Below are 26808 nucleotides of genomic sequence, written 5' to 3'. Positions count from 1 at the left end.
CTCCATCTGGGACGGTCTTCGGCGAGCCGGCCCCGCGATCCCTGTCCACCGCGACATTGGAGGCGGCGTGTCCCGTTCTCGTCGTGCCCGTTTACCACTCACCGCTACCCTGTTGTCCCTCGCCCTGACGTCGACGGCCCTCATCGGGTCCCCGGCGCAGGCGGCTCCGACCGGAGCACAGATCCCCGCGCGAGACGTGCCTGTCGCGGCTCCGCTCTCCCAGGCGGCGCCGAACGCGCCGAAGGCCGCTGCGGCCGACCCCTACTCCGTCCTGATCTTCTCGAAGACCGCCGGCTTCCGGCACGACGCCATCCCCACCGGCATCGCCGCCATCCAGCAGCTCGGCGCCACCAACGGCTTCACGGTGGACACCACCGAGGACGGTGCCGCGTTCAGCGACGCCAACCTCGCCAAGTACAAGGCCGTGATCTGGCTCTCCACCACCGGTGACGTTCTCAACGCCGACCAGCAGGCGGCCTTCGAGCGGTACGTGAAGGCCGGCGGCGGTTACGTCGGCGTCCACGCCGCCTCGGACACCGAGTACAGCTGGGCCTGGTACGGCGACCTGGTCGGCGCGTACTTCGCCAACCACCCGCAGAACCAGCAGGCCACCGTCAAGGTGGAGGACCCGGCCCACCCGTCCACCGCCGGACTGCCGGAACGCTGGTCCCGGTTCGACGAGTGGTACAACTTCCAGACCAACCCCCGGTCGGACGTGCACGTCCTGGCCAGCCTGGACGAGAAGAGCTACACCCCGGGCGCCGGCGCGATGGGCGCCGACCACCCGACGGCGTGGTGCCAGGACTTCGACGGTGGCCGCTCCTGGTACACCGGCGGCGGGCACACCCGTGAGTCGTACGCCGAGCCCGAGTTCCTCAAGCACCTGCTCGGCGGCATCCAGACGGCGGCCGGCGTGGTCGACGCCGACTGCGGCGCGTCGAAGACCTCCAACTTCGAGAAGGTCACGCTGGACAGCAACACCAGCAACCCGATGGAGCTGGACATCGCCCCCGACGGGCGGGTCTTCTACATCGAGCGCGACGGTCGGGTGCAGATCATCAAGCCGGACACCGGCAACACCGTCACCGCCGTCGACCTGGACGTCTTCACCGGCAACGAGGACGGCCTGATCGGCATCCGGCTCGACCCGGACTTCGCCACCAACAAGTGGGTGTATCTCTACTACGCCCCGAACGACAACGTCACGCGCAACCTGCTGTCCCGGTTCACCGTGACCGGCGACACCATCGACCTGGCGAGCGAGAAGCAGGTGCTGCGGGTCGACACCCAGCGCAACACCTGCTGCCACGCGGGCGGCAGCATGACCTTCGACAGCGCCGGCAACCTGTACCTGGCCACCGGTGACAACACCAACCCGTTCGAGTCGAACGCGTACGCGCCGCTCGACGAGCGTCCGGGTCGCCAGGACTACGACTCGCAGCGCACGTCGGCCAACACGAACGACCTGCGCGGCAAGGTGCTCCGGATCCACCCGGAGGACAACGGGACGTACACCGTTCCGTCCGGCAACCTCTTCCCGGCCGGCACCGAGAAGACCCGTCCCGAGATCTACGCGATGGGCTTCCGCAACCCGTTCCGGATCGGCACCGACCCGAAGACCGACACGCTGTACGTCGGTGACTACGGGCCGGACGCCAACTCGAACAACCCGGACCGGGGCCCGCGGGGTCTGGTCGAGTGGAACGTCGTGACCCCCGGCAACTACGGCTGGCCGTACTGCACGGGCACGAACGAGGCCTACAACGACTACACGTTCCCGTCCGGCCCGAGCGGTCCGAAGTTCGACTGCGCCGCGCCGGTCAACAACTCGCCCAACAACACGGGCCTGACCAACCTCCCGCCGGTCGTCCCGGCCACCGTCGACTACGGCTACGCCGGTGACGCGCGGTACCCGGAGATCGGTGGCGGTGGCGCCCCGATGGGCGGCCCGGCCTACCGGTACGACGCCAACCTCAACTCGACCCGCAAGTGGCCGGCCTACTTCGACGGCAAGGCGCTGCTGGGCGAGTGGAACCAGAACAAGATGTACACGATGCAGATGACCGCCGACGGCAAGTCGTTGGTGGACATCAACCAGTTGCTGCCCGGCATGTCGATGATCCGGCCGATGGACTTCGAGTTCGGTCCGGACGGCGCACTGTACCTGATCGAGTGGGGCAGCGGCTTCGGCGGCAACAACGACAACTCCGGGGTCTACCGGATCGACTACACCGCCGGTGACCGTGCGCCGATCGCGGCGGCGGCCGCCAACCCGACCTCGGGTCCGGCCCCGTTGACGGTGGAGTTCTCCAGCGCCGGCTCCCGGGACCCGGACGGTGGAACGCTCACCTACGCCTGGGCGTTCGGTGACGGGCAGACCTCCACCGAGGCCAACCCGACGCACACCTACGCCACGGCGGGCAACTACACGGCGCAGCTCACCGTGACCAACCCGAAGGGCCGCACGGCGGTGGCCAACGTACCGGTCACCGTGGGCAACACCGCGCCGACGGTAACCATCGAGTTCCCGCCGGACGGTGGCTTCTTCAACTGGGGTGACCAGGTCCGCTACACGGTCAAGGTGACCGACCCCGAGGACGGGCAGATCGACTGCACCAAGGTGAACCTCCAGGTGCTGCTCGGTCACGACGAGCACGCCCACCCGCTGGAGCAGCACACCGGCTGCACCGGCACGGTCCAGACGTCGCTCGCCTCCGGGCACGGCGCCGAGGCGAACGTGTTCGCGGTCTTCGAGGCCACCTACACCGACAAGGGTGGCGCGGGCGGTTCCGGCGCGCTCACCGGCCGGCAGATCGAGATCCTGCAGCCCAAGCAGAAGCAGGCCGAGTACTTCACCGCCACCGGGCGTACCCCGGTGAGCACGGGCGGCGGCGACGCCGGCGTGCAGCGCGAGGCCGCGACCGACACCGCCGGTGGCGGTCAGAGCATCGCGTTCATCGAGGACGGCGACTGGTGGTCGGTCGTTCCGGCGAACCTCACCAACATCACCGAGATCCGGTTCCGGGCCGCCTCGGCCGCCGCTGGCGGTCGGATCGAGGTCCACGCCGGTGCGGTCGACGGACCGGTCGTGGCCACGGCCACCGTTCCGGCGACCGGCGGGTGGCAGACGTACACGGACGTGAGCGCGCCGGTGACCGGTGCCGCGAGCGGCGGGCTGTACTTCGTGGCCCGTGACCCGAACGGCGGAACGGGTTCGCTGTTCAACGTCAACTGGATGGACTTCGTCGGTCGCGGCGTCACCGAGAACGGGCCGCCGGTGGTCACCGCCACCGCGACCCCGACCACGGGCACCGCGCCGGTCACCGTCGCCTTCGACGGCACGGCCACCGACGCCGAGGGTGACACCCCGCTGACGTACGCCTGGGACTTCGGTGACGGCGGTACGGCGTCCACCCTGGACGCCAGCCACACGTACACCAGCGTCGGCGCCTTCACGGCCACCCTCACGGTGACCGACAGCAAGGGTGCCAAGTCGTACGCCACGGTGCCGGTGCGGGTCAACGCTCCGGACACGTCCTGCCTCGGGGCGCGTTCGGACGACTTCAACGGCAACACGCTGGACAAGAGCCGGTGGACCACCGTGGTCCGGGAGAACCAGCTCTACTCCCTCAGCGGCGGCGCGCTGAAGCTACCCACCGCCGTGGGTGACCTCTACGGCGCCCGCAACGACGCCACCAACCTGGTGCTCCAGCCGGCGCCGACCGGCGCCTGGGAGATGACCACCAAGGTCACCCTCCCGGTGACGGCCAACTACCAGCAGGCCGGCCTGCTGGTGTACGGCGACGACGACAACTACGCCAAGGTGGACCTGCTCTACAACGGCAGCCGTCGGGTGGAGTTCATCCGGGAGACGGCGGCCACGCCGCGCAACGACGCTGCCGACGCCACCAACGCACCGGCCGGTGACACCGTGTACCTGCGGATCACCAGCGACGGGACGAACCTGACCGCGGCCACCTCGGGCGACGGGCAGACGTTCACCACGGTCGGCCGCTCGGCCGCGCTGGCTGGCATCACCAACCCGCGGATCGGGGTGTTCGCCCTCAACGGCGGCACCGAGGCCCCAGTGGTGGACGCCGCGTTCGACTCGTTCGTGGTCACGCCGGACGCTCCGGCCGGCCCGGTCGAGCCGTCGGACGAGTTCACCGGCAGCACGCTGGACAAGTGCCGGTGGGACGCCATCGTTCGGGAGGACCCGAACGGCTACCGGGTGACCGACGGCGCGCTGCGGATCGACGTGCCGAACGGTGACATCTACGGCACCGACAACACCGGTCCGAAGAACTTCATCCTCCAGACCGCGCCCTCGGGCGACTGGACCCTGGAGACCAAGGTCGACGGCAGTCTGCTGAACGAGCAGTACCAGCAGGCCGGTCTGCTCGTGCAGGCCGACGACGACAACTACCTGAAGTTCGACTTCATCGCCGACAACACGGCCGGCTCGGCGGTGACGCGGCGGATCGAGTTCCGCAGCGAGATCGCCGGGACGGTGCAGAGCCCGCAGCCGGAGGCGACGAGCCTCACCTCGGCGGTGTGGTACCTGCGCCTGGCCCGGGTGGGCGACACCTTCACCGCGTCGTACTCGGCCGACGGGACGACCTGGACCACGCTGGAGGCACTGACCAACAGCGCGGTGGGCGCCACCCCGAAGGTGGGTCTGTTCACCCTCGGCGCCAACCAGACGGCGTCGAAGACGGCCGCGTTCGACTACTTCCGGTTGAGCACGAAGGTGGCCGACGACAAGGCGCCGGTCACCACCGCGGCGGTGTCCGGCACCCCCACCGACGGCTGGTACACCGGCCCGGTGACGGTCACCCTGACCGCCGCCGACGAGGCCGGCGGCAGCGGGCTCGCCAGCACGGAGTACCAGCTGGACGGGGCCACCGCGTGGACGGCGTACACCGCGCCGGTGGCGATCAGCGGTGACGGCGAGCACGAGCTGCGGTTCCGCTCGACCGACAAGGCCGGCAACGTGGAGTCGACGAAGACCGTCACGGTCAAGATCGACGCCACCGCTCCGGTCACCACGGCGACGTTCGCTCCGGCGAACGACGCGGGCTGGCACAACGGGACCATCCCGGTGGTGCTCGCCGCGACCGACGCCGGTTCCGGGGTCAAGACGGTCGAGTGGTCGCTGGACGGTGGCGCGTGGACGCCGTACACGACGCCGGTCGAGGTGACCGGTGACGGGCAGCACGAGCTGCTGTACCGCTCCACCGACAAGGCGGGCAACGTCGAGACGCTCAAGTCGGCGATCCTGAAGATCGACGGCACCAAGCCGACGCTGCTGGTCTCCGGCATCGCCGACGGCCAGCTCTACGGCGACAGCCAGGACGTCCGCGTGTCCTGGCAGGCCGTGGACCCGACCTCGGGCATCGCGTCCGTGGTCGGCCAGCTCGACGGCAACACGTACGCCAGCGGCACCCTGCAGGCCATGTACGAGCTGTCGCTCGGCCTGCACGAGCTGACCGTCACCGCGACCGACAAGGCCGGCAACAAGACGACCTCGAACGTCCGGTTCTTCGTCACCACCTCGTTCCGGGACATGCAGTTCCTGCTGGACCGGTTCAAGGCGACGGGGCGGTTGTCGGCCAAGGCGCACAAGCAGTTGACCGCCAAGCTCGACGCGGCCCGCCAGGCCGAGGCGGCCGGCAACGACAGCAAGGCGATCAAGCAGCTGACCCAGTTCCGGGACCTCGCCACCGACGCCACCCTGGTGGCCGAGGCCGAGATCCGGGACACCCTCACCCGGGACGCCGACGCGATGATCGTGCGACTCGGCGGTACGGCCAGCAAGGCCGGCGTCAAGGCCAATGACGGCGAGCCGGTCAAGGGCACGGGACGGCTCGGTGGCGACGCCACCCGGCTGGCACCCGGTCGCCAGCTCTGATCCGATCGAGGCCCCTCCCCGACGCTCCGGCGTCGGGGAGGGGCCTCCCTCATTAGGGAGGAGACGTCCGTGACGCGTATCCGCAAGGTGCTGGCCGCCGTGTTCGCCGGACTGGCTCTGACCCTGCTCGCCGCGACCCCGGCGGCCGCGCAGGCCGACAAACTCAAGCTGACGGTGGCCGGCGACGGAGCCGAGGGCGTCACCATCCAGGCCACCTACGCCGACGGTCGTCGGCTGGACCGGGTGGTACGACTGGTGCTCACCGCCACCGGCCCGGACGGGCAGAAGGTCGGCCCGGTGCAGCTGGAACCGCAGCCCGAGGGGCAGGGCTTCTACAGCAGCGGCCCGGTGCTCTCCACCGGCACGTGGAAGGTGACGGTGAACTCCCCCGCTCCGCTGCAGAGCAAGGCCACCGCGACGGTGCAGGCGAAGGCGGCACAGTCTCCGCCGGTGCCCACGCCGGTCGCGGTGACCGCGGACCGGGCCGACGGACGCGGGGCAGCTGCCGGCTGGTGGCCGTTCGCGGCGGCCGGGCTGGTGCTCATCGCCGCCGCGATGGGGGTGGCCATGCTGTTCGGCCGCCGCCGCTCCGCCACGCCGAACGACTGACCTGTCGGCGCTCCAGCGCCACTCCGACGACCGGGCCGGGCCGCGACGAGCGGCCCGGCCCGGTTCCGTCCGGCCGGCTGGTGATCGACTCGTGTTCCTTGAAGTCGGGGCATCCCCGACCGCAGGTCACCCCGCATTCAAGGAACGCGAGTGGATCACGACGCGGCACGCGGCGCCCGCGCTCAGAGAATGTCGCGCAGGGCCGTCAGGTCCTCGTCGGTGGGCTCCCAGGTGCCGGCGGCGGCATTGGCGTGCACCTGCTCGGCGCTGGTGGCGCCGGCGATCACCGAGGTCACCGCAGGCTGGGCTGCCAGGCCACCGATCGCCACCTGGAGCATGGTCAGACCCCGCTCGTTCGCGTACGCCTCGATGGCCTCGATGGTGTCCCAGTCGGCCGCCGCGAGCCGGTCGGCGTACCGGCCGCCGCCGGAGAGCCGACTGCCGGCCGGAGGCTGCTCGCTGCGCTTGTACTTGCCGGTGAGCAGACCGTTGGCGAGCGGGAAGAACGGCAGCATGCCGAGGCCGAACCGCTCACACGCCGGGATCACCTCGGCCTGGACCGAGCGCTCCAGCAGGCTGTAGTGGTTCTGCGCGCTGATGAAGCGGGCCCGGCCGTTGGACGACGCGACCCAGTCCGCGTCGGCGATCTGCCAGCCGGCGAAGTTGGAGTTGCCCAGGTAGCGCACCTTGCCGTCACGGACCAGGTCGTCCAGCGCGGCGAGGGTCTCGTCGATCGGCGTACCCGGGTCGGGCTCGTGCATCTGGTACAGGTCGATGTGGTCGGTGCCGAGCCGGCGCAGCGACGCCTCGACCGCGCGGGCGATGTACCGGCGCGCGCCACGGGCCCCGAAGTCCGGACCGTTCAGGCCGTTCATGTCCATACCGAACTTGGTGGCCACCACCACGTCGTCGCGGCGGCCCTTGAGCGCCTGCCCGAGCAGCTCCTCCGAGCCACCCTGCGGCTCGCCGTAGATGTCGGCGGTGTCGAACAGGTTGATCCCGGCGTCCAGGGCGGCGTCCACCACCGCTCGCGTGCCGTCGAGGTCCAGCTTGCGGCCGAAGTTGTTGCAGCCGATCCCGACGACGGACACCACGAGCCCGGAGTCGCCCAGCCGGCGATAGGTCATCTCAGTCACGAGTTCCACCCTATGCCCCGTGAAGGAAGGGCCCCTTACTAACGCCTGGTGTCTAATAAGGGGCCCTTCCTTTCGCGTCAGCCGACGTCCCAGACCGGCTCGGGGGTTTCCACCACCTCGTTGTCGCCGCGGAACAGTACGAAACGGTCGAAGGAGCGGGTGAACCAGCGGTCGTGGGTGACCGCGATCACCGTTCCCTCGAAGGCGTTCAGGCCGGCCTCCAGGGCTTCCGCGCTGGCCAGGTCGAGGTTGTCGGTGGGTTCGTCGAGCAGCAACAGGGTCGCCCCGGACAGCTCCAGCAGGAGCACCAGGAAGCGGGCCTGCTGCCCTCCGGAGAGGGTGCCGAAGCGCTGATCACCCTGCCCGGCCAGCTCGTACCGACTGAGCACCCCCATCGCCGCGTGCCGGTCCATCCCCTGGCGGTGCTCGTCGCCCCGCCACAGGATCTCGACAAGCGTCCTTCCCATCAGCTCCGGTCGGTCGTGCGTCTGGGAGAAGTGCCCGGGGCGGACCCGCGCGCCGAGCCGGGCCACGCCGTCGTGCACCACCGGCGCGAGCGCGCCCGCGCCGTCGACCGGCCCGTTCGCCGGGTCGGGATCGGTGCCGCCGCGCGCCAGCAGACGCAGGAAGTGCGACTTGCCGGTGCCGTTGGCGCCGAGGACCGCCAACCGGTCGCCGTACCAGATCTCCAGGTCGAAGGGGAAGGTCAGGCCGTCCAGCTCAAGCTGGTCGCAGACGACCGCGCGCTTGCCGGTCCGCCCGCCGGTCAACCGCATCCGGATGTCCTGGTCCTTGGGGGGTACGGGCGGAGGCCCGGCCTCCTCGAACTTGCGCAGCCGGGTCTGCGCGGCCTGGTACCGCGAGGCCAACCCGTCGTTGTACGCGGCCTTCTGCTTGTACATCAGCATCAGCTCGCGCAGCTTCTGGTGCTCCTCGTCCCAGCGTCGACGCAGCTCGTCGAGGCGGGCGTGCCGGGCCACCCGGGCCTCGTGCCAACTGGCGAAGCCACCCGGGTGCACCCAGGCGCTGCCGCCCTCGACGGCGACCACCCGGTCGGAGCTCTGCGCCAACAGCTCACGGTCGTGCGAGACGTAGAGCACCGACTTCGTCGACTCCCGCAGCCGCCCCTCCAACCAGCGCTTGCCGGGCACGTCGAGGAAGTTGTCCGGCTCGTCGAGTAGCAGCACCTCGTCCGGGCCGCGCAGCAGCAACTCCAGGGCGAACCGCTTCTGCTGCCCGCCCGAGAGCGTCCGTACCGGTCGGTCCCGTACGGCGTCCCACGGCTGGTCGAGCACGATGGTGGCGACGGTGTCGAAGAGCACCTCGGCGTCGTACCCGCCGGTCTCGCCCCAGGCGCCGAGCGCGTCCGCGTACGCCAACTGCGCCTTGCCCGCGGCGTTGCTGAACTTGCCGTGGGTCTCGGCCGCCCGCATGGCCGCCTCGGTCTCGCCGAGCCGGCGGCCGGCGTCGCGAAGCGCCGGCGGGGCCAGCGACAGCGCCAGGTCGGCGAGCGTCGTCTCGTCGCCGATCATGCCGATGAACTGCCTCATCACGCCCAGCCCGCCGGCCCGCGCGATACTGCCCGCGCGTACCGGAAGGTCACCGGCGACCATCCTCAGCAGTGTCGTCTTGCCGGCGCCGTTCGGCCCGACCAGGGCGACCTTGGCGCCCTCACCGACTCGGAACGACACGTCGGCGAAGAGTTCCCGACCGTCGGGCAGGGTGTGCCCGACCGCTGCCACGTCCACGTATCCCACGCCGGGATCCTGCCCCAACCGGGACCGGTAGGGACATCCAATTACCGGGTGACCCGCAGCACCCGGAAGCCCTTCTGGCTGGCGTGCCGCTCGACCTGCCAGCCCTGTTCGACGAGCCAGCGCTGCAGCGAGTCGCCACCCAGGTGCCGGGCGACGACCAACCAGCCGACGCCGTCCGGGGCGAGCCGGGGCAGCCAGCGCCGCAGCAGCTCGTGCAGCTCGTCCTTGCCGACGCGGATGGGCGGGTTGGACCAGAGCTGGGCGAAGGTCACCTCCGCCGGTACGTCGTCCGGCGCGCTCACCCGGACCCGGTCACCGGCGCCGATCCTCGCCGCGTTGGCGGCGGTGAGATCGCGGGCGCGGGAGTTGACGTCGACGGCCCAGACGGTGCTCGTCGGCGCGAGGTCGGCCAGGACGCACGCGATGGGTCCGAACCCGCAGCCGAGGTCGAGCAGGTCACCCGTGGTGTCGGCGGCGGGCAGGTCGGCCTTGCGCAGGAGTACGGCGGTGCCGGGATCGAGACGGCTGGCGGAGAAGACACCGCCGGCCGAGGCGAGTCGGTAGTCGCGGTCGGCGACGGAGAATTCGACCTCGCGCGCCGGTGCGTCGCTGGCGGGCTGCGCGGTGAAGTAGTGGTCGCCGGTCACGTCGGCAATTCTCGCATCGGCTCGGGCGGCTCACGACACTGCCCACACCCACATTTCCCTGATATTACCCCCTAAAGGGACAATCACTCCTACTCTGGGCGACATGGTGTATCGGTACCAGTCCGAAGAGGACGCATTCGAGGACCCCGAGCCCGGCTCCGACCTGGACGTGGTCGGCGCAGGTCCCCCTCCACCGGCCGGCCCCTCACCGTCGCGTTTCCCCGCGCCGTCGCTGCCCCGACCCAACCAGTTGGTGCTGCCGTCGAACCAGCCGCCGCCGGCCCCCCGCGTCACCCCGTCGGTGGCGGCTCCCCGCAGCCAGGTCTACACCTCGGCCCAGCCGGTGGAGCCGTCCGCCCGGCGTGGCGGTGGGCGGCTCTGGCAGGTGGTGATCGGCGGCGCCGCCGTCCTCGTCCTGCTCGCGCTCTGCGGCCTGGGCGCCGCCGCACTGCTGCTGGATCGCGACGCGACACCACAGTCCACCCCGACGTACCAGCCGAACGCCGCGCCGTCCGCCAGCGTCCAGCAGCCGCAGGATCTCGACTCGCGGGACACCGACCAGGCGCCGCTCACCGCGAAGGAACTCTTCCCCGGCAAGGATCTGAAGCTCGCCGAAGGCCAGCCCGCCTACCAGGTGCTCAAGACCCAGTCCAGCGGCAGTTGCGCCGTCGCCGCCACGGACGAGGTCGCGGACCTGCTGGTCCGGCTCGGCTGCAACCAGGTCGTCCGGGCCACCCTGCGGAGCCCCGGCGGCGAGCACCTGGTCACCACCGGCCTGTTCAACCTGACCGACAGGGCCAACGCCGAGCGGGCCCGGGACCGGATCCGGCAGATCCTCGACGAACGGCAGGGCCGGTTCCTCGGGCTCACCGCCGGCGACGACACCGATGCGCTGACCAGCGCCCCGGCCCGGGTCGGCTGGCAGGTCCGCGGCCACTACCTGGCGTACGCGCTGGTGGTCCGTGCCGACGGAACCGCGGTCAAGCCCGGCGACACCAAGATCCGGGAAGTCCTGTTCGACATGATCGAGGCCCACCTCAGCAAGGGCGTCCTCCAACGGCGGGCCGACATCGGCACGGCCGGGCAGCCAACGGGGGCGTCCACCGACGGCAGCGGCAGCCAGAGCGGCGGCGAGGACGGCGACTGACCGCGACCGCGTCCGACGGGTGTGCCGCCGAGGTGGCACACCCGTCGTCGTCCGTACCGGGTTCGCCCGTCAGCCCTCGACCGGCACGCGCAGCCGGCGCGTCAGGTCGGCACGGCGCGCGTAGTCCACCGGATCGTCCGGGTAGCCGACCGCGACCAGGGTCAACCCGTGCGCCGGCGCCACCGTCACCTCGCTGGACCGCTCCTGCCGGGTCAGCAGGCTGCCCGGCCACCGCACCGGCCGGCGGCCGTCGCCGGCCGCGAGCATCGCCCCCACGAGGCTGCGCACCATCGCCTGACAGAACGCGTCCGCCTGTACGGTGGCGACCAGGATGCCGTCCGGGTCCCGCCGCCAGTCCAACCGGGTCACCTCGCGCAGCGTTGTCGCGTTCTCCTTGCGTCGGCAGTACGCGGCGAAGTCGTGCTCCCCCACCAGGCCCTCGGCCGCGGCGTTCAGGGCCGCCAGGTCCAGCGCCCGCGGCCAGGCCAACACCTCGTGCCGACGGAGCGGCTCCGCGCCGTACGGGGCGTCGGTCACCCGGTACTCGTAGCGCCGGTAGGTGGCCGAGAAGCGGGCGTCGAAGTCGGTGGGCACCTCGGTCATCGCCCGTACCCGCACGTCGGTGGGGAGCAGCCGGGCCAGCCGGCGCAGCAGCCGCCCCTCGTGCTCCCGCCACACCTCGACGGGTAGGTCCAGGTGACAGACCTGCCCGCGGGCGTGCACCCCCGCGTCGGTCCGGCCCGCGACGGTCAGACCGGTCGCCGTACCCGCGCCCAGGACCAGGTCCAGGGTCTCGACGAGCACCCCGGCGACGGTCCGCCGCGTCGGCTGGGGCGCCCACCCGGAGAAGTCCGCGCCGTCGTACGAGACGTCCAGCCGCAGCCGGATCCGCTCGTCCACCTCGTACCTCCTGTTACGGGTCGGGCCCGACACCCCGAAAGGGGTGCCGGGCCCGCACTGATGCCCGAGGTCAGGCCTTGTTCTCCTCGGTGGCGAGGTCGCTGTCCTCGCGCGCCTCGGCGGTGTCGCCGGAGGCCGACACCGGCGCCTCGGAGTCCTGGTCGGCGTCGGCCGACTTCGGAGCGTCCTCGGCCGGGGCGAGCGCCTCGACCTTGTCCTGCTGCGCGGCCTTGCGGGCGGCGGTCTTCTTGTTCGCCTTCGGCTCGGCGACCTGAAGCTCCTCCACCAGCTCGATGATCGCCATCGGCGCGTTGTCACCCTTGCGCGGACCGGTCTTCACGATCCGGGTGTAACCGCCGGGGCGGTTGGAGTACCGGGGCGCGATCTGGTCGAACAGGGCGTAGACGACGTCCTTGTCCTTGACGACACCCAGCACCCGACGCCGCGAGGCGAGGTCACCGCGCTTGGCCTTGGTGATGAGCTGCTCGGCCAGCGGACGGAGCCGCCGGGCCTTCGTCTCGGTGGTCTGGATCTTGCCGTGCTGGAACAGCGCGGTCGCCAGGTTGGCGAGCATCAGCCGCTCGTGCGAGGGGCTGCCGCCGAGGCGGGGGCCCTTGGTGGGCGTGGGCATTTTTGGTGCTCCTCAGTTGTGGCGGCAGCGCGGACTAGAGCTGCTCGGTCTCGCGGTAGTCGTCGGTGTCGTAGTCGGCCTCGCCGAAGGTGTCCACGACGTGCGCCGGGTCGAAGTTCGGAGCCGAGTCCTTCAGCCCGAGACCCATCCCGGCGAGCTTCATCTTGACCTCGTCGATCGACTTCTGACCGAAGTTGCGGATGTCGAGGAGGTCGGCCTCGGTACGCCCGATGAGCTCACCAACGGAGTTGATGCCCTCGCGCTTGAGGCAGTTGTAGGAGCGGACGGTCAGGTCCAGCTCCTCGATCGGCAGAGCGAGGTCCGCCGCCAGCTGGGCGTCCTGCGGGGACGGCCCGATGTCGATGCCCTCAGCCGTCTCGTCCAGCTCACGAGCCAGACCGAACAGCTCCACCAGCGTCGAACCGGCGGAGGCCAGCGCGGTACGCGGGCCCATCGACGGCTTGGTCTCGACGTCGATGATGAGCCGGTCGAAGTCGGTGCGCTGCTCGACGCGGGTCGCCTCGACGCGGTAGGTCACCTTCAGCACCGGCGAGTAGATCGAGTCGACCGGGATCCGGCCGATCTCGGCGCCGGACTGCTTGTTCTGAGCGGCCGTCACGTAGCCCCGGCCCCGCTCGACGGTCAGCTCCATGTCGAGCCGGCCCTTGCCGTTCAGGGTCGCGAGCTTGAGGTCCGGGTTGTGCACCGAGACGCCGGCCGGGGGCTGGATGTCGCCCGCCGTCACGTCGCCCGGGCCCTGCTTACGCAGGTACATGCTGACCGGCTCGTCGTGCTCGGAGCTGACGCACAGCTCCTTGATGTTCATGACGAGCTCGACCACGTCCTCCTTGACACCGGGGATCGTGGTGAACTCGTGCAGCACGCCGTCGATCTTGATCGAGGTGACCGCCGCACCCGGGATCGACGACAGCAGCGTACGCCGCAGCGAGTTGCCCAGGGTGTAGCCGAAGCCCGGCTCGAGCGGCTCGATGGCGAACCGCGACCGGGTCTCGTTGATCGACTCCTCGGAGAGGGAGGGTCGCTGACTGATGAGCATCTTGTCTCTTCTCTTCCGGGACGCCCGCTATTTGACGCCCACGACACAAACTGTTCCGGTGGCCCGCCCCGAAGGGCAGGCCACCGCAACGAGCCCGACTACTTGGAGTAGAGCTCGACGATCAGCTGCTCCTGGACCTGCGTGTCGATGACCTGCCGGGCCGGGAGGGAGTGCACGAGCACCTTCATCTGGCTCGGAATGGCCTCAAGCCACGCCGGAACCGTCTTCGAACCGGCCTGAGCCTGCGCCACCACGAACGGGGTGAGCTCCTTGCTCTTGCCCCGAACCTCGATGATGTCGTGCTCCTTGACGCGGTACGACGGGATGTCGACCTTCTTGCCGTTCACCGTGAAGTGACCGTGCTTGACCAGCTGGCGGGCCATGTCCCGCGAGTGGGCGTAGCCGGCCCGGTAAACGACGTTGTCCAGCCGCGACTCGAGGATCTGCAGGAGGACCTCACCGGTCTTGGCCTGCTTGCCGACGGCTTCCTCGTAGTAGCCACGGAACTGCTTCTCCAGCACGCCGTAGACGCGGCGGGCCTTCTGCTTCTCGCGGAGCTGGAGCAGGTACTCCGTCTCCTTGGTGCGGCCGCGGCCGTGCTGCCCGGGCGGGAACGGCCGGGACTCGAACGGGCACTTCGGACCATCGCACTTGCTGCCCTTGAGGAACAGCTTCATCTTCTCCCGCCGGCAACGGCGGCAGTCAGCACCGGTGTAACGAGCCATCTCTCTCTACCTCTCAGACCCGACGACGCTTAGGCGGACGGCACCCGTTGTGCGGCTGCGGGGTGACGTCGGCGATCTGGCCGACCTCCAGCCCGACGGCCTGCAGCGAACGGATAGCGGTCTCCCGGCCGGAGCCGGGGCCCTTGACGAACACGTCGACCTTGCGCATGCCGTGCTCCATGGCGCGACGCGCGGCGGCCTCGGCGGCCAGCTGCGCGGCGAACGGAGTCGACTTGCGGGAGCCCTTGAAGCCCACCTGGCCCGCGGAGGCCCAGGAGATGACCGCACCGGTCGGGTCCGTGATGGACACGATGGTGTTGTTGAAAGTGCTCTTGATGTGCGCCTGCCCGTGGGCGACGTTCTTGCGTTCCTTGCGCCGGACCTTCTTGACAGCGGCTCCGGCACGAGCCTTCGGTGGCATAAGTCTGTGCGCTCCTATTACTTCTTGCCGGGCTTCTTCTTGCCGGCGACGGTCCGCTTCGGGCCCTTGCGGGTCCGCGCGTTGGTCTTGGTCCGCTGGCCACGCACGGGCAGGCCCCGGCGGTGCCGGATGCCGGCGTAGCAGCCGATCTCAACCTTGCGGCGGATGTCAGCGGCGACCTCGCGGCGCAGGTCGCCTTCAACCTTGTAGTTGCCCTCGATGTGGTCGCGGAGCTGCACGAGCTCCTCGTCCGTGAGGTCCCGAGCGCGCTTGTCCGGCGAGATGCCGGTAGCGGCGAGCGTCTCCAGGGCGCGGGTTCGACCGACCCCGAAGATGTAGGTGAGCGCGATCTCCATCCGCTTCTCGCGGGGGAGATCCACGCCGACTAGACGTGCCATGTGCGGGCGTACTCCTCGTGATGTGTGGCGGAGGTGTGGACCCGTCCCACCCCGCTACCGGCCGTCCCGTCTTTCCGACGCCATCAGCGCCGGCGACCGGGATCGGTCGCTGCCCAAGCGGGCCCCGGCCTCCGACCGGGGGTCAGCCACGAAAGGAGTACGCCTCGCGTACCGCTCGCGGCTGGGACGAGCATGTGTGATGTGTGTGTCGCTGAGGAACTGCCCGGACCAACACCACCCGGCCGTGTTCGGCCGGACGGGCTGAGTCAGCCCTGGCGCTGCTTGTGGCGCGGGTCGGTGCAGATGACCATGACCCGGCCGTGCCGGCGGATAACCCGGCACTTGTTGCAGATCCTCTTGACGCTCGGCTTGACCTTCACGGTTGCCTTACTTCCCATCTGGCCCGGCAACGCGCCATGCGCGAGACCGGACGTCGAAGACGGACACGGGACTTCCCGGCCGCCGTCAGGACTACTTGTAGCGGTAGACGATGCGCCCGCGGGTCAGGTCGTACGGCGAGAGTTCGACGACGACCCGGTCCTCCGGCAGGATGCGGATGTAGTGCTGCCGCATCTTGCCGCTGATGTGAGCCAACACCTTGTGGCCGTTCGCGAGCTCCACGCGGAACATGGCGTTCGGCAGGGGCTCGATGACCCGACCCTCGATCTCAATGGCTCCGTCTTTTTTCGGCATGTCCTCCGCTGTCCTGACGTCGATTGCTCCGGGCGACCCACAACGTCTTACACGGAAATCTGACCAGAATCAGAAGACCGCGCCAGCCGCGGCTCCGGGACCCACCGAAGCGCAGGGTGGGCATGCCGGAGTGGACGCTGTGCGCCGATCAGAAAGTGTACGCCCGCCTGCCGCCCACCGCCAAACCACCCACCCACCACGACCCGCAGCCTCTGGTTGATCATGAAGTTATCGCCATGACACGCCGGGCCCCGAGGGCAGTAACTTCATGATCGACGGGGATCTGGGTGGGGTTTGTGAGTCAGGTGGGGGGTGGGGTTTTGTCTGGTTCGGTGGAGCGGAGTTGGCGTCTGCGCTCTCGCTTGGCGCGCTTGCGCTGGCGACGACGCTCCCGCTCGATCGCCTGCCGCCGGGGCTCCCCCGCGGCCAGCCCACCCACCGTCCGAAGCACCAGCACCACACCCCACGGCCCGGCCACCCAGACCGGCCAGAAGTAGAGCAGGTCCTGACTCAGCAGCGAGGTCACGCCCCAGATGGTCACCACGATGGCAAGCACCTTCAGGTACGGGAACCACACCTCGCCCAGCCAACGATTGGTGTCGCCGATCGCGAACGAGGCGAGTCGGCCGCTGGACGGCTGGGCCACCGGGCCAGGCGACTGCGGGGCCGGCTGCGCCGCAGGCGACATCGGCGGCAGGTCCGACAGCAGCGGATCCAGTTCCGCGTACGTCCGCGCAGCGTAGGCCCGCTGCAACCGCTCGTCGTACTCGTGCAGGTCCAACCGACCCTCGTTGAGGGCGGCCCGCAACCGTTCGGCCACCGCTTCCCGGTCCGCGTCCGCCGCTCGCATCCCGTCGCGCCCGTCCATGCCGGCAAGCATGCCACCGCCCCACCAATCCGTCCCGCCCGGTTGCCCTGCCCTCGATCGACCCGACATCAGGGCAATCGGGGTTTCCATGGCGGTGGGACAGGGCGACCTTCCGGAACCCGAGTCGATCAACCGACTGGCCCGCCCGGTCGGGACCGTCAGGGGGTGGTGGAGGCGGCGGGCCGTCAGGGGGTGGTGGAGGCGGCGGGCTGGCGGGCCGTCACGAGGTCGCCGAGTCGGGCCCGGCCCCCGTCGAAGGCGGTGAGCACCCAGACGCCGTCGGGCAGGAGCGCCATCGAGTGCTCGACGTGCGCCGCGATCGACCCGTCCCGGGTGACCACCGTCCAGCCGTCGGCCAGTTCGACCGTACGGGGCGAGGCCATGGTGATCATCGGCTCGATCGCCAGGGCCATGCCCGGGACCAGACGCGGCCCCTTGCCCGGCCGGCCGTGGTTGAGCACGTGCGGATCCTGGTGCATCTCGGTGCCGATGCCGTGCCCGCCGTAACCGTCGACGATGCCGTACCGGCCGCCCTTGCGGACCGCGGTCTCCACGGCGTGCGAGATGTCGGTGAGCCGGCCCTTGCCGCTGGCCGCACCACGAGCCGCAGCGGCGATACCGGCCCACATGGCGTCCTCGGCCACCTCAGCCATCTTCAACAGCGCCGGATCGACCTCGCCGACCCCGACGGTGATCGCCGAGTCGCCGTGCCACCCGTTCAACACGGCACCGCAGTCGATCGAGATCAGATCGCCCTCGGCGAGCACCTGGTTCGACGATGGGATGGCGTGCACGATCTGCTCGTTCACCGAGGAGCAGATCGACGCCGGGAAGCCGTGGTACCCCTTGAACGACGGGACGGCGCCCGCCTCGCGGATCGTCGACTCGGCGATGGCGTCCAGATCGGCGGTGCTCACACCGGGCGCAACAGCCTCGCGCATCCGGCGGAGCGCCTCGGCGACCACGAGTCCGGCCGCGCGCATCTTCTCGATCTGGTCAGGGGTCTTCAGCTGGATGTCCAGCTGGGGACGACGCATGGAGCGGTTACCTTTCGTTGCCGAAACAGCGGGGCACGTCTCGCGTACCCCGCTGTTCGCACTCTATCCGCCGCGGTGCGGCCGGGCCTCAGCCGCCGTACGACCGCAGGGCGTCGATGGCCCGGGTCGTGACGTCCTCCACCGGGCCGGTGGCGTCGATCCCGACGAGCTTGCCCTGGGCGCCGTAGTAGTCGACCAGGGGGGCGGTCTTCTCGCTGTACTCCCGCAGGCGGGTGGCGATGGTCTCCGGCTTGTCGTCGTCGCGCTGGAACAGCTCGGCGCCGCACCGGTCACAGATGCCCGGACGGGTGGTGGCGTCGAACTCGACGTGCCAGATCTTGCCGCAGCCGCGGCAGGTACGCCGGCCGGAGAGCCGCCGGATCACCTCGTCGTCGTCGACCACCAGCTCCAGGACCAGGTCCAGAGCGGTGCCCAGGTCGGCGAGGAGCTTGTCCAGAGCGGCTGCCTGCGGAGTGGTCCGCGGGAAGCCGTCGAGGAGAAAGCCCTCGCTGGCGTCGGGCTCGGCGAGCCGATCCCGGACCATGTTGATGGTGACCTCGTCCGGAACCAGCTCGCCCGCGTCCATGTAGCGCTTCGCCTCGACGCCCAGTGGCGTGCCCTGGGTGACGTTCGACCGGAAGATGTCCCCGGTCGAGATCTTGGGCACCGAGAGGTGCGCGGCGATGAACTCGGCCTGCGTGCCTTTGCCCGCGCCCGGCGGGCCAACCAGAACGAGTCTCATCTACCGCAGGAACCCTTCGTAGTTCCGCTGCATGAGTTGGCTCTCGATCTGCTTCACGGTCTCCAGACCGACGCCGACCATGATGAGCACAGCGGTGCCACCGAACGGGAAGTTCTGGTACTGCTGGTTGTCCAGCCAGATGAAGAAGAAGTTCGGCAGGATCGAGATGACGCCCAGGTAGAGCGCGCCCGGCAGGGTGATCCGGCTGAGGATGAAGTCCAGGTAGTCGGCGGTCGGCTTGCCCGGACGGATGCCCGGCACGAAACCGCCGTACTTCTTCATGTTGTCCGCGACCTCGGTCGGGTTGAACGTGATCGACACGTAGAAGTACGTGAAGAAGATGATCAACAGGAAGTAGACCGTGATGTAGATCGGGCTGTCCGGGGCGACCAGGTTGTTCTGGATCCAGGCCTGGACCTTGCCCGGGTCGTTCTGGTCGAAGAACTGGAGAGCCAGCTGCGGCAGGTAGAGCAGCGACGACCCGAAGATGACCGGGATGACGCCCGCCTGGTTGACCTTGAGCGGGATGTAGGTCGAGGTGCCGCCGTACATGCGCCGGCCGATCATCCGCTTGGCGTACTGCACCGGAATCCGGCGCTGTGCCTGCTCGATGAAGGTGACCGCCGTGATGACCACCAGGACCAGCGCGATGACCAGGGCGAACATGTCCCAGCCCTTGCTGGTCTTGATCTGCCAGCCCTCGCTGGGCAGGCGGGCCGCGATCGAGGTGAAGATCAGGACGGACATGCCGTTGCCGACGCCGCGGTCCGTGATCAGCTCGCCGAGCCACATGACCATGCCGGTGCCGGCGGTCATCGTGATCACCAGGATGGACAGCGTCAGCCAGTCCGGGATGCCGGTGCCCTCGGGGATGATCGGGAACTGGTCGCAGCGGTTCTGGAACAGCTGCCCGGAGCGGGCCAGGGCCACGAACGCCGACGCCTGCAGGACACCCAGACCCAGGGTCAGGTAGCGGGTGTACTGCGTGATCTTCGCCTGGCCGGCCTGGCCCTCCTTGCGGAGCTGCTCAAGGCGCGGGATCACGACGGTCAGCAGCTGCAGGATGATCGACGCCGTGATGTAGGGCATGATGCCCAGCGCGAAGACCGAGAGCTGGAGCAGCGCTCCGCCGGAGAATAGGTTGAGCAGATTCAGCGGGCCCGTCGTGTCGCCCGAGATGGAGTCGAGGCACTTCTGCACGTTGCCGTACGAGACGCCGGGGCTGGGCAGCGTGGCACCCAGCCGGTAGACCGCGATGATGCCTACTGTGAACAGCAGCTTCTTGCGCAGGTCAGGCGTACGGAACGCACTGAGAAAGGCGGACAGCAACTTCTTCCTCCTGCGCGAGGCGGGCCGCCGGTGATCCCTGGCGGGTCGGGGTGAATCCCGGGCGAGTGCCCGGAATCCATGGCTGGGATGGGACTCTAACAGCCCTGTCCCACTCCGGGCAGGTGTGCCCGGCTACATAAACCGATTCCGATATTACCGGGCGCTCAGGCCCCAGGCAGACCTAGGCGCCCGCCAGTTGCTCGCAACTGGACGGGCGCCGAGGTCGTACGCCTTACAGCTCGGTGGCAGAGCCACCGGCGGCGGCGATCTTCTCCTTGGCCGACGCGCTGAACGCGTGCGCCGACACCTGGAGCGCCACCCCGCCGAGATCCCCGGTGCCGAGGACCTTGACCGGCTGGCCCTTGCGGACCGCGCCGGCCTCGACCAGCTCGATCGGGCCGACCTGGCCGCCGTTCGGGAACAGCTCGGCGAGCCGGTCCAGGTTGACCACCTGGAAGACCACCTTGAACCTGTTCTTGAAGCCCTTCATCTTCGGCAGGCGCATGTGGATGGGCATCTGCCCACCCTCGAACGCCGCCGAGATGTTCTTGCGGGCCTTGGAGCCCTTGGTACCGCGACCGGCGGTCTTGCCCTTGGAACCCTCACCGCGACCCACACGGGTCTTCGCGGTCTTGGAACCGGGCGCCGGGCGCAGGTGGTGCACCTTGATCGTCATTACTCGACCTCCTCGACCTTCACGAGGTGGTTGACCGTGAAGATCATGCCGCGAATCTCGGGCCGGTCCTCCTTGACCACCACGTCGTTGATCCGCTTGAGACCGAGCGAACGCAGCGAGTCACGCTGGTTCTGCTTGGTCCCGATACCGGACCGGAGCTGGGTGACCTTCAGGCGTGCCATCAGCGCGCCACCCCCGCCCGCGACGCCAGCATGGCGGCCGGCGCGACGTCCTCCACCGGCAGACCACGACGCGCTGCGACCTGCTCGGGGGACTCGAGCCCCTTCAGGGCCGCCACGGTGGCGTGCACGATGTTGATCGGGTTCGACGAACCGAGGCTCTTGGAGAGCACGTCGTGGATACCGGCGCACTCCAGCACGGCACGCACCGGACCACCGGCGATGACACCCGTACCGGCCGAGGCCGGCTTGAGCAGCACCACACCGGCCGCGTCCTCACCCGTCACCGGGTGCGGGATCGACTGACCGATCCGCGGCACCTTGAAGAAGTGCTTCTTGGCCTCCTCGACACCCTTGGCGATGGCCGCGGGCACCTCCTTGGCCTTTCCGTAGCCCACGCCGACCGTGCCGTCGCCGTCGCCCACGATCACCAGGGCGGTGAAGCTGAAGCGACGACCACCCTTCACGACCTTGGCGACGCGGTTGATCGCGACGACCCGCTCAAGGTGCGGGGTCTTCTCGACGGGCGCGTTTCCGCGGCCGCCCTCACGGCGGTTGTCGCGGCGACCACCCTCGTTGCCACCGGACCCGCCGCCACGGCGCTGTTGACCTGGCATCAGCAGCCTTCCTTATCTCTCGTGACGGGGTTGTTAGAACTCGAGCCCGGCTTCGCGGGCGGCGTCGGCAAGCGCGGCGACTCGGCCCGCGTACCGGTTGCCACCGCGGTCGAAGACGACCTTGGAGACGCCAGCGGCCTTGGCCCGCTCGGCGAGCAGGGCGCCCACCTTGCCGGCGAGGGCGCTCTTGTCGCCCTCCGTACCGCGCAGCGAGGCGTCCAGGGTCGACGCCGACGCCAGGGTGTGGCCCTTGGTGTCGTCGACGATCTGGGCGACCATGTGCCGCAGCGAACGGGTGACGACCAGGCGCGGACGCTCGGCCGTACCGGTGACGTTCTTGCGGACGCGGAAGTGCCGACGCGCACGCCCAACGGCGCGCTTGGCGGCGACGCCGCGGCGGCGCTTGAGCAGCGTGGCGCTCACTTCTTACCTGCCTTTCCAGCCTTGCGGCGGATGACCTCGCCCTGGTACTTCACGCCCTTGCCCTTGTAGGGCTCCGGCGGACGGATCTTCCGGATGTTGGCGGCGACCTCACCGACCTGCTGCTTGTCGATGCCGGCCACGTGGAACAGGGTCGGCCGCTCCACCGTGAAGGTGATGCCCGCCGGGGCGGGGACGACCACCGGGTGCGAGAACCCGAGCGCGAACTCGAGGTCCGAACCCTTGGCGGTGACCCGGTAACCGGTGCCCGCGATCTCCAGGCTCTTACGGTAACCCTCGGTCACGCCGACGATCATGTTGGCGACCAGGGTACGGCTCAGGCCGTGCAGTTCCTTGGCCTTGCGCTCGTCGTTCGGGCGGCTGACGTTCAGCTGCCCGTCCTCCGCGCGCTCGATCGTGATCGGCTCCGCGATGGTGTGCTGGAGCTCGCCCTTCGGGCCCTTGACCTTGACGGTCTGCCCGTCGATCGTGATGTCGACGCCGGATGGCACCGGGATCGACTTACGTCCAATTCGCGACATTTCTACCAGTCTCCCGTTACCAGACGAAGGCGAGGACTTCCCCGCCAACACTCCGCTTGCGGGCCTGCCGGTCGGTCAGCAGTCCCTGGGACGTCGAAATGATCGCCACGCCCAGCCCACCGAGCACCCGCGGGAGCCCGTCCGACTTGGCGTACACCCGGAGACCGGGCTTGGACACGCGCTTGATGCCGGCCAGGCTCCGCTCGCGGTTCTGGCCGTACTTCAGCTCGACGACCAGTCGCTTGCCGACGGCGCCCTCCTCGGGCTCCTCGACCGACCAGGTGGCGATGTAACCCTCGGCCTTCAGGACCTCGGCGATGTTCGCCTTGATCTTGGAGTAGGGCATCTTCACCTGATCGTGGTACGCCTGGTTGGCGTTACGCAGACGCGTGAGCATGTCTGCGATCGGGTCGGTCATCGTCATGGATTTCGTCAGCCTTTCTCGCCGGGGTTCCCGGGGCACCAGCCCCGGGCCTACGGCGAAGAGCAATACCTAATCGGTGCAGGAGTTCCCGGCCGGAGCCGGGACGCGGTCGCCCTTACCAGGAAGCCTTGGACACACCCGGCAGTTCACCGCGGTGGGCCATCTCCCGGATGCAGACCCGGCAGAGCCCGAACTTGCGGTAGACCGCCTTCGGACGCCCGCACCGCTGGCAGCGGGTGTACGCGCGAACCGAGAACTTCGGCTTCGCGGCCGCCTTGAGGATCAGCGCCTTCTTGGCCATCTCAGTTCTCCTTGAACGGGAAGCCCAGGAGCTTGAGCAGCGCCCGGCCCTCGTCGTCGGTCGTGGCGGTGGTGACCACCGTGATGTCCATGCCCCGCTGGCGATCGATCCGGTCCTGGTCGATCTCGTGGAACACCGACTGCTCGGTCAGACCGAACGTGTAGTTGCCGTGCCCGTCCAGCTTGCGCCCGTCCAGACCGCGGAAGTCGCGGATACGCGGCAGCGCGATGGAGAGCAGCCGGTCCAGGAACTCCCACATGCGGTCGCCGCGGAGGGTCACCTTCGCGCCGATCGGCATGCCCTCGCGGAGCTTGAACTGCGCGATGGACTTGGTCGCCCGCCGCACCTGCGGCTTCTGGCCGGTGATCGTGGCGAGGTCGCGGACCGCGCCGTCGATCAGCTTGGCGTCGCGAGCGGCCTCGCCGACACCCATGTTGACGACGATCTTGACCAGCCGCGGCACCTGCATGGGGTTGCCGTAGCTGTTCTGCTCACGCAGCTGGGCCACGATCTCGTTGCGGTACCGCTCCTTGAGGCGCGGCATGGTCTTTTCGGTAGCCGTGGTCATCACAGGTCCTTACCGGTGCTACGCGCGATGCGGACCTTCTGGCCGTTGTCGTCGATCCGGTAACCGACGCGGGTCGGCTTGCCGTCGGAGTCCAGGACCTGCACGTTCGAGACGTGGATCGGGGCCTCCTGGGTGACGATGCCGCCGGTCTTGGCGCCACGCTGGGTGGTGCTGATGCGGGTGTGCTTCTTGACCCGGTTCACGCCCTCGACCAGGACCTTGTCCTGCCGCGGGTAGGCCGCGATGACCTTGCCCTTGGCGCCCTTGTCCTTGCCGGCGATGACGACGACCGTGTCGCCCTTCTTGACCTTCACGGTCACAACACCTCCGGCGCGAGGGAAATAATCTTCATGAACCGCTTGTCCCGCAGCTCCCGGCCCACCGGGCCGAAGATACGGGTTCCACGCGGGTCCCCACCGTCCTTGATGATGACGGCGGCGTTCTCGTCGAAGCGGATGTACGAGCCGTCCGGCCGCCGCTTCTCCTTGGCCGTGCGAACGACGACCGCCTTGACGACGTCGCCCTTCTTCACACCGGCACCCGGGATCGCGTCCTTGACCGTGGCCACGATGACGTCGCCGATGCTCGCGTAGCGCCGACCGGAGCCACCGAGAACCCGGATGCACAGGATCTCCCGAGCACCCGTGTTGTCGGCGACGCGCAGTCGCGACTCCTGCTGAATCACGTCTATCTCCTATGTCTGCCGGTTCTCCGGCCGCCGTGGCGGCCGGAGCCTGGCGGAACCTACGCCCGACGCAACGCCGGGCGAGCTCGAGCCTTCGCTACTTGGCCTTTTCCAGGATCTCCACGATCCGCCAACGCTTGGTGGCGCTCAGCGGCCGGGTCTCCATGATCAGGACCCGGTCGCCGGTGCCAGCGGCGTTCTGCTCGTCGTGCACCTTCAGCTTGCTCGTACGACGCATGATCTTGCCGTACAGCGCGTGCCGAACCCGGTCCTCGACCTCGACCACGACGGTCTTGTCCATCTTGTCGCTGACCACCAGGCCCTCGCGGACCTTGCGGCGCGCGCGGGTGGCGTCAGCGGTGGTGTTCTCGGTCATGATGCAGTCACCTCAGTCGGCGCGGCCGAGAGCCCCAGCTCGCGCTCGCGCATGATCGTGTAGATCCGGGCGATCTCCCGACGGATGACCTGCAGCCGCCGGTTGTTGTCCAGCTGCCCGGTTGCGGCCTGCACGCGGAGGTTGAACAGCTCCGCCTTGGCCTCCCGCAGCTTCGTGACCAGCTCCTCCTCGGAGAGCTCACGCAGCTCGGTCGCCTTAACGCCCGCTGCCATCAGGATTCACCCACTTCGCGCGTAACAATGCGGCACTTCATCGGGAGCTTGTGGATCGCGCGACGCATGGCCTCACGCGCGATCTGCTCGTTGGGGAACGACATCTCGAAGAGAACCCGTCCCGGCTTGACGTTGGCGACCCACCACTCGGGCGAACCCTTACCGGAACCCATCCGGGTCTCGGCAGGCTTCTTGGTGAGGGCCTGGTCCGGGAAGATCGTGATCCAGACCTTGCCGCCACGCTTGATGTGACGGGTCATCGCGATACGCGCCGACTCGATCTGGCGGTTGGTCACGTACGCCGGCTCGAGAGCCTGGATCCCGAACTCGCCGAACACCACCCGGTTACCACCCTTGGACGCGCCGTGGCGGTCCGGGTGGTGCGGCTTGCGGAAGCCCTTCGGGGGCTTGCGCGGCATCAGCATCTGTCAGCCCTCCTGCTGCGTTTCAGCCGGAGCAGCAGTGGCGGCGACAGCAGCGCTGTCGACCGGCTCGCCGCTCGGCGTCTCGGCCTGCTGCGCGATGGTGGTCGCAGCAGCCCGACCGGCCTCGGTGCCACCAGCCGTGGTGCCGGACGAACCCGACCGGCCACGGCGCGGACGCTCGGGACGGTCGCCGCGCTCACCACGACGCGGGCGGGACGGACCGGCCTCGGCCGGAGCCTCCCGGCCCGGGACGGCGTCGCCCTTGTAGATCCAGACCTTCACGCCGATCCGGCCGAACGTGGTACGGGCCTCGAAGAAGCCGTACTCGATGTTGGCCCGCAGCGTGTGCAGCGGAACCCGGCCCTCACGGTAGAACTCGGTCCGGCTCATCTCGGCGCCGCCGAGGCGACCCGAAACCTGAACCCGGATGCCCTTGCAGACCGGGTTCTTCATGGCCGACTGCATGGCCTTGCGCATCGCCCGACGGAAGCTGACCCGGCTGGACAGCTGCTCGGCCACGCCCTGCGCGACGAGCTGAGCGTCCGACTCGGGGTTCTTCACCTCGATGATGTTCAGCTGGACCTGCTTGCCGGTGAGCTTCTCCAGCTCGCCGCGGATCCGGTCGGCCTCCGCACCCTTACGGCCGATGACGATGCCCGGCCGGGCGGTGTGGATGTCGACGCGGACGCGGTCGCGGGTGCGCTCGATGTCGACCTTGGAGATCCCGGCACGCTCGAGGCCCTTGGACATCATGCGGCGGATCTTGACATCCTCGCCGATGTAGTCCTTGTAGAGCTTGTCCGCGAACCAACGGGACTTCCAGTCGGTCGAGATGCCGAGCCGGAACCCAGTGGGGTGAACCTTCTGACCCATTACTCGGCGTCCTCCGTCTTGCTCTGCGCTTCGGCCGGTGCGGCCTGCGTGGCCGGGGCGGCCTTCTTCGCCGCGGCCTTCCTCGGCGCTGCCGGCGCGACCGCCTCGACCGCCACGGTGATGTGACAGGTGCGCTTGCGGATCCGGTACGCCCGACCCTGCGCCCGCGGCTGGAACCGCTTCATCGTCGGGCCCTCGTCCACGAACGCCTCGCTGACGAGCAGCGCGTCGGGGTCCAGCCGCTCGTTGTTCTCCGCGTTGGCGATCGCGCTAGCGAGCACCTTGTACACCTGCTCGCTCGCAGCCTGCGGCGCGAACTGCAGCACCGTGAGCGCCTCCTTCGCGGGCAGGCCGCGGACGAGGTTGACCACCCGGCGCGCCTTCATCGGCGAGATGCGCACGTGCCGCGCAACCGCCCGCGCGCCCGGAAGCACCGGAGCGTCGCCCTTTCCTGGCATCGCTGTAACCCCTTGTTCCCTCT

At 69.3% G+C, this 26808-nt stretch carries 33 protein-coding genes; 3 read left to right on the top strand and 30 right to left on the bottom strand.

Features of this window, described 5'->3' with window-relative positions:
- The first annotated feature begins 196 nt into the window (after window positions 1-196).
- Entirely contained in the window at window positions 197-5911 is a 5715-nt protein-coding gene (locus tag AB0B55_RS25865; protein WP_357174373.1) for a ThuA domain-containing protein, read from the top strand.
- A gap of 69 nt (window positions 5912-5980) precedes the next feature.
- Window positions 5981-6520: a hypothetical protein gene (locus AB0B55_RS25860; RefSeq protein WP_357126481.1), complete on the top strand. Its 540-nt coding sequence runs from the start codon at window positions 5981-5983 to the stop codon at window positions 6518-6520.
- A gap of 182 nt (window positions 6521-6702) precedes the next feature.
- On the opposite strand, the gene AB0B55_RS25855 is transcribed toward AB0B55_RS25860, so the two are convergent.
- From AB0B55_RS25855 to AB0B55_RS25845, 3 genes are all read right to left on the bottom strand, one after another.
- Complete coding sequence (locus AB0B55_RS25855; protein WP_357126601.1) at window positions 6703-7647, bottom strand: aldo/keto reductase; 945 nt, start codon at window positions 7645-7647, stop codon at window positions 6703-6705.
- Window positions 7648-7733: 86 nt separating this feature from the next.
- Window positions 7734-9413 (bottom strand): ATP-binding cassette domain-containing protein, encoded by a 1680-nt coding sequence (locus tag AB0B55_RS25850; protein ID WP_357174371.1) that lies wholly within the window; start codon window positions 9411-9413, stop codon window positions 7734-7736.
- A 41-nt stretch (window positions 9414-9454) separates the two neighbouring features.
- Window positions 9455-10060, bottom strand: coding sequence for a methyltransferase (locus tag AB0B55_RS25845; RefSeq protein ID WP_357126487.1), 606 nt, complete (start codon window positions 10058-10060; stop codon window positions 9455-9457).
- A gap of 103 nt (window positions 10061-10163) precedes the next feature.
- Between AB0B55_RS25845 and AB0B55_RS25840 the strand changes: the two genes are divergently transcribed.
- Window positions 10164-11207: a hypothetical protein gene (locus tag AB0B55_RS25840; protein ID WP_357174368.1), complete on the top strand. Its 1044-nt coding sequence runs from the start codon at window positions 10164-10166 to the stop codon at window positions 11205-11207.
- 69 nt (window positions 11208-11276) lie between these two features.
- Here the strand turns inward: AB0B55_RS25840 and truA are convergent, their stop codons facing one another.
- The 27 genes from truA to rplV form a co-directional block, all read right to left on the bottom strand.
- A complete protein-coding gene (gene truA / locus AB0B55_RS25835; RefSeq protein WP_357174365.1) occupies window positions 11277-12107 on the bottom strand; it encodes a tRNA pseudouridine(38-40) synthase TruA in 831 nt (276 codons plus the stop codon).
- Between the two features lie 70 nt (window positions 12108-12177).
- Complete coding sequence (rplQ, locus tag AB0B55_RS25830; RefSeq protein WP_357126496.1) at window positions 12178-12738, bottom strand: 50S ribosomal protein L17; 561 nt, start codon at window positions 12736-12738, stop codon at window positions 12178-12180.
- A gap of 34 nt (window positions 12739-12772) precedes the next feature.
- The gene (locus AB0B55_RS25825) at window positions 12773-13795 is read right to left on the bottom strand and encodes a DNA-directed RNA polymerase subunit alpha (RefSeq protein WP_007465227.1); all 1023 of its coding nucleotides are present in this window, start codon (window positions 13793-13795) and stop codon (window positions 12773-12775) included.
- Between the two features lie 98 nt (window positions 13796-13893).
- Complete coding sequence (rpsD, locus tag AB0B55_RS25820) at window positions 13894-14520, bottom strand: 30S ribosomal protein S4 (protein ID WP_007465229.1); 627 nt, start codon at window positions 14518-14520, stop codon at window positions 13894-13896.
- Window positions 14521-14533: 13 nt separating this feature from the next.
- Window positions 14534-14941 (bottom strand): 30S ribosomal protein S11, encoded by a 408-nt coding sequence (rpsK, locus tag AB0B55_RS25815; RefSeq protein ID WP_030329919.1) that lies wholly within the window; start codon window positions 14939-14941, stop codon window positions 14534-14536.
- A gap of 17 nt (window positions 14942-14958) precedes the next feature.
- Window positions 14959-15339, bottom strand: a complete 381-nt coding sequence (gene rpsM, locus AB0B55_RS25810; protein WP_007465236.1) for a 30S ribosomal protein S13 — start codon at window positions 15337-15339, stop codon at window positions 14959-14961.
- A 266-nt stretch (window positions 15340-15605) separates the two neighbouring features.
- Window positions 15606-15719 (bottom strand): 50S ribosomal protein L36, encoded by a 114-nt coding sequence (gene rpmJ / locus AB0B55_RS25805; RefSeq protein WP_012184307.1) that lies wholly within the window; start codon window positions 15717-15719, stop codon window positions 15606-15608.
- Between the two features lie 91 nt (window positions 15720-15810).
- Window positions 15811-16032 (bottom strand): translation initiation factor IF-1, encoded by a 222-nt coding sequence (gene infA, locus AB0B55_RS25800; protein WP_007073013.1) that lies wholly within the window; start codon window positions 16030-16032, stop codon window positions 15811-15813.
- A 301-nt stretch (window positions 16033-16333) separates the two neighbouring features.
- A complete protein-coding gene (locus AB0B55_RS25795) occupies window positions 16334-16900 on the bottom strand; it encodes a DUF1707 domain-containing protein (RefSeq protein WP_357126500.1) in 567 nt (188 codons plus the stop codon).
- A gap of 185 nt (window positions 16901-17085) precedes the next feature.
- A complete protein-coding gene (map, locus tag AB0B55_RS25790) occupies window positions 17086-17937 on the bottom strand; it encodes a type I methionyl aminopeptidase (protein ID WP_357126503.1) in 852 nt (283 codons plus the stop codon).
- 88 nt (window positions 17938-18025) lie between these two features.
- A complete protein-coding gene (locus AB0B55_RS25785; protein ID WP_088950228.1) occupies window positions 18026-18679 on the bottom strand; it encodes an adenylate kinase in 654 nt (217 codons plus the stop codon).
- Window positions 18680-20008, bottom strand: coding sequence for a preprotein translocase subunit SecY (secY, locus tag AB0B55_RS25780; protein ID WP_355050755.1), 1329 nt, complete (start codon window positions 20006-20008; stop codon window positions 18680-18682). It lies immediately after the preceding gene.
- Window positions 20009-20240: 232 nt separating this feature from the next.
- Window positions 20241-20684, bottom strand: coding sequence for a 50S ribosomal protein L15 (gene rplO / locus AB0B55_RS25775; protein WP_357126507.1), 444 nt, complete (start codon window positions 20682-20684; stop codon window positions 20241-20243).
- A complete protein-coding gene (gene rpmD / locus AB0B55_RS25770) occupies window positions 20684-20866 on the bottom strand; it encodes a 50S ribosomal protein L30 (RefSeq protein ID WP_030329904.1) in 183 nt (60 codons plus the stop codon). Before rpmD ends, rplO begins: the two co-directional genes overlap by 1 nt.
- Window positions 20866-21480, bottom strand: a complete 615-nt coding sequence (rpsE, locus tag AB0B55_RS25765) for a 30S ribosomal protein S5 (protein ID WP_007465263.1) — start codon at window positions 21478-21480, stop codon at window positions 20866-20868. Before rpsE ends, rpmD begins: the two co-directional genes overlap by 1 nt.
- A 33-nt stretch (window positions 21481-21513) precedes the next feature.
- Window positions 21514-21903: a 50S ribosomal protein L18 gene (rplR, locus tag AB0B55_RS25760; RefSeq protein ID WP_357126510.1), complete on the bottom strand. Its 390-nt coding sequence runs from the start codon at window positions 21901-21903 to the stop codon at window positions 21514-21516.
- Window positions 21900-22442, bottom strand: a complete 543-nt coding sequence (rplF, locus tag AB0B55_RS25755; RefSeq protein WP_355050757.1) for a 50S ribosomal protein L6 — start codon at window positions 22440-22442, stop codon at window positions 21900-21902. The genes rplR and rplF overlap by 4 nt, the downstream gene beginning before the upstream one ends.
- Window positions 22443-22458: 16 nt before the next feature.
- A complete protein-coding gene (rpsH, locus tag AB0B55_RS25750) occupies window positions 22459-22866 on the bottom strand; it encodes a 30S ribosomal protein S8 (RefSeq protein ID WP_007465270.1) in 408 nt (135 codons plus the stop codon).
- Window positions 22867-22981: 115 nt separating this feature from the next.
- Window positions 22982-23167, bottom strand: coding sequence for a type Z 30S ribosomal protein S14 (locus AB0B55_RS25745; RefSeq protein WP_007073023.1), 186 nt, complete (start codon window positions 23165-23167; stop codon window positions 22982-22984).
- Window position 23168: 1 nt separating this feature from the next.
- Window positions 23169-23735, bottom strand: coding sequence for a 50S ribosomal protein L5 (gene rplE, locus AB0B55_RS25740; RefSeq protein WP_355050758.1), 567 nt, complete (start codon window positions 23733-23735; stop codon window positions 23169-23171).
- A complete protein-coding gene (gene rplX, locus AB0B55_RS25735; protein ID WP_007465276.1) occupies window positions 23735-24055 on the bottom strand; it encodes a 50S ribosomal protein L24 in 321 nt (106 codons plus the stop codon). The genes rplE and rplX overlap by 1 nt, the downstream gene beginning before the upstream one ends.
- Complete coding sequence (rplN, locus tag AB0B55_RS25730; protein WP_007073026.1) at window positions 24052-24420, bottom strand: 50S ribosomal protein L14; 369 nt, start codon at window positions 24418-24420, stop codon at window positions 24052-24054. Before rplN ends, rplX begins: the two co-directional genes overlap by 4 nt.
- A gap of 97 nt (window positions 24421-24517) precedes the next feature.
- Entirely contained in the window at window positions 24518-24796 is a 279-nt protein-coding gene (rpsQ, locus tag AB0B55_RS25725) for a 30S ribosomal protein S17 (protein WP_355050759.1), read from the bottom strand.
- On the bottom strand, window positions 24793-25029 hold the full coding sequence (gene rpmC / locus AB0B55_RS25720) for a 50S ribosomal protein L29 (RefSeq protein ID WP_007465283.1): 237 nt from the start codon (window positions 25027-25029) through the stop codon (window positions 24793-24795). Before rpmC ends, rpsQ begins: the two co-directional genes overlap by 4 nt.
- Window positions 25029-25454, bottom strand: coding sequence for a 50S ribosomal protein L16 (gene rplP / locus AB0B55_RS25715; protein WP_073834927.1), 426 nt, complete (start codon window positions 25452-25454; stop codon window positions 25029-25031). The genes rpmC and rplP overlap by 1 nt, the downstream gene beginning before the upstream one ends.
- Before the next feature lie 3 nt (window positions 25455-25457).
- Entirely contained in the window at window positions 25458-26327 is an 870-nt protein-coding gene (gene rpsC, locus AB0B55_RS25710) for a 30S ribosomal protein S3 (RefSeq protein WP_091402401.1), read from the bottom strand.
- The gene (gene rplV, locus AB0B55_RS25705; RefSeq protein WP_089018943.1) at window positions 26327-26785 is read right to left on the bottom strand and encodes a 50S ribosomal protein L22; all 459 of its coding nucleotides are present in this window, start codon (window positions 26783-26785) and stop codon (window positions 26327-26329) included. The genes rpsC and rplV overlap by 1 nt, the downstream gene beginning before the upstream one ends.
- Window positions 26786-26808: the final 23 nt, after the last annotated feature.

Source organism: Micromonospora sp. NPDC049107, assembly GCF_040648595.1.
GTDB lineage: Bacteria > Actinomycetota > Actinomycetes > Mycobacteriales > Micromonosporaceae > Micromonospora.
Note: the sequence above shows the minus strand (reverse complement) of the source record. Positions and strands in the feature narration are given on the sequence as shown.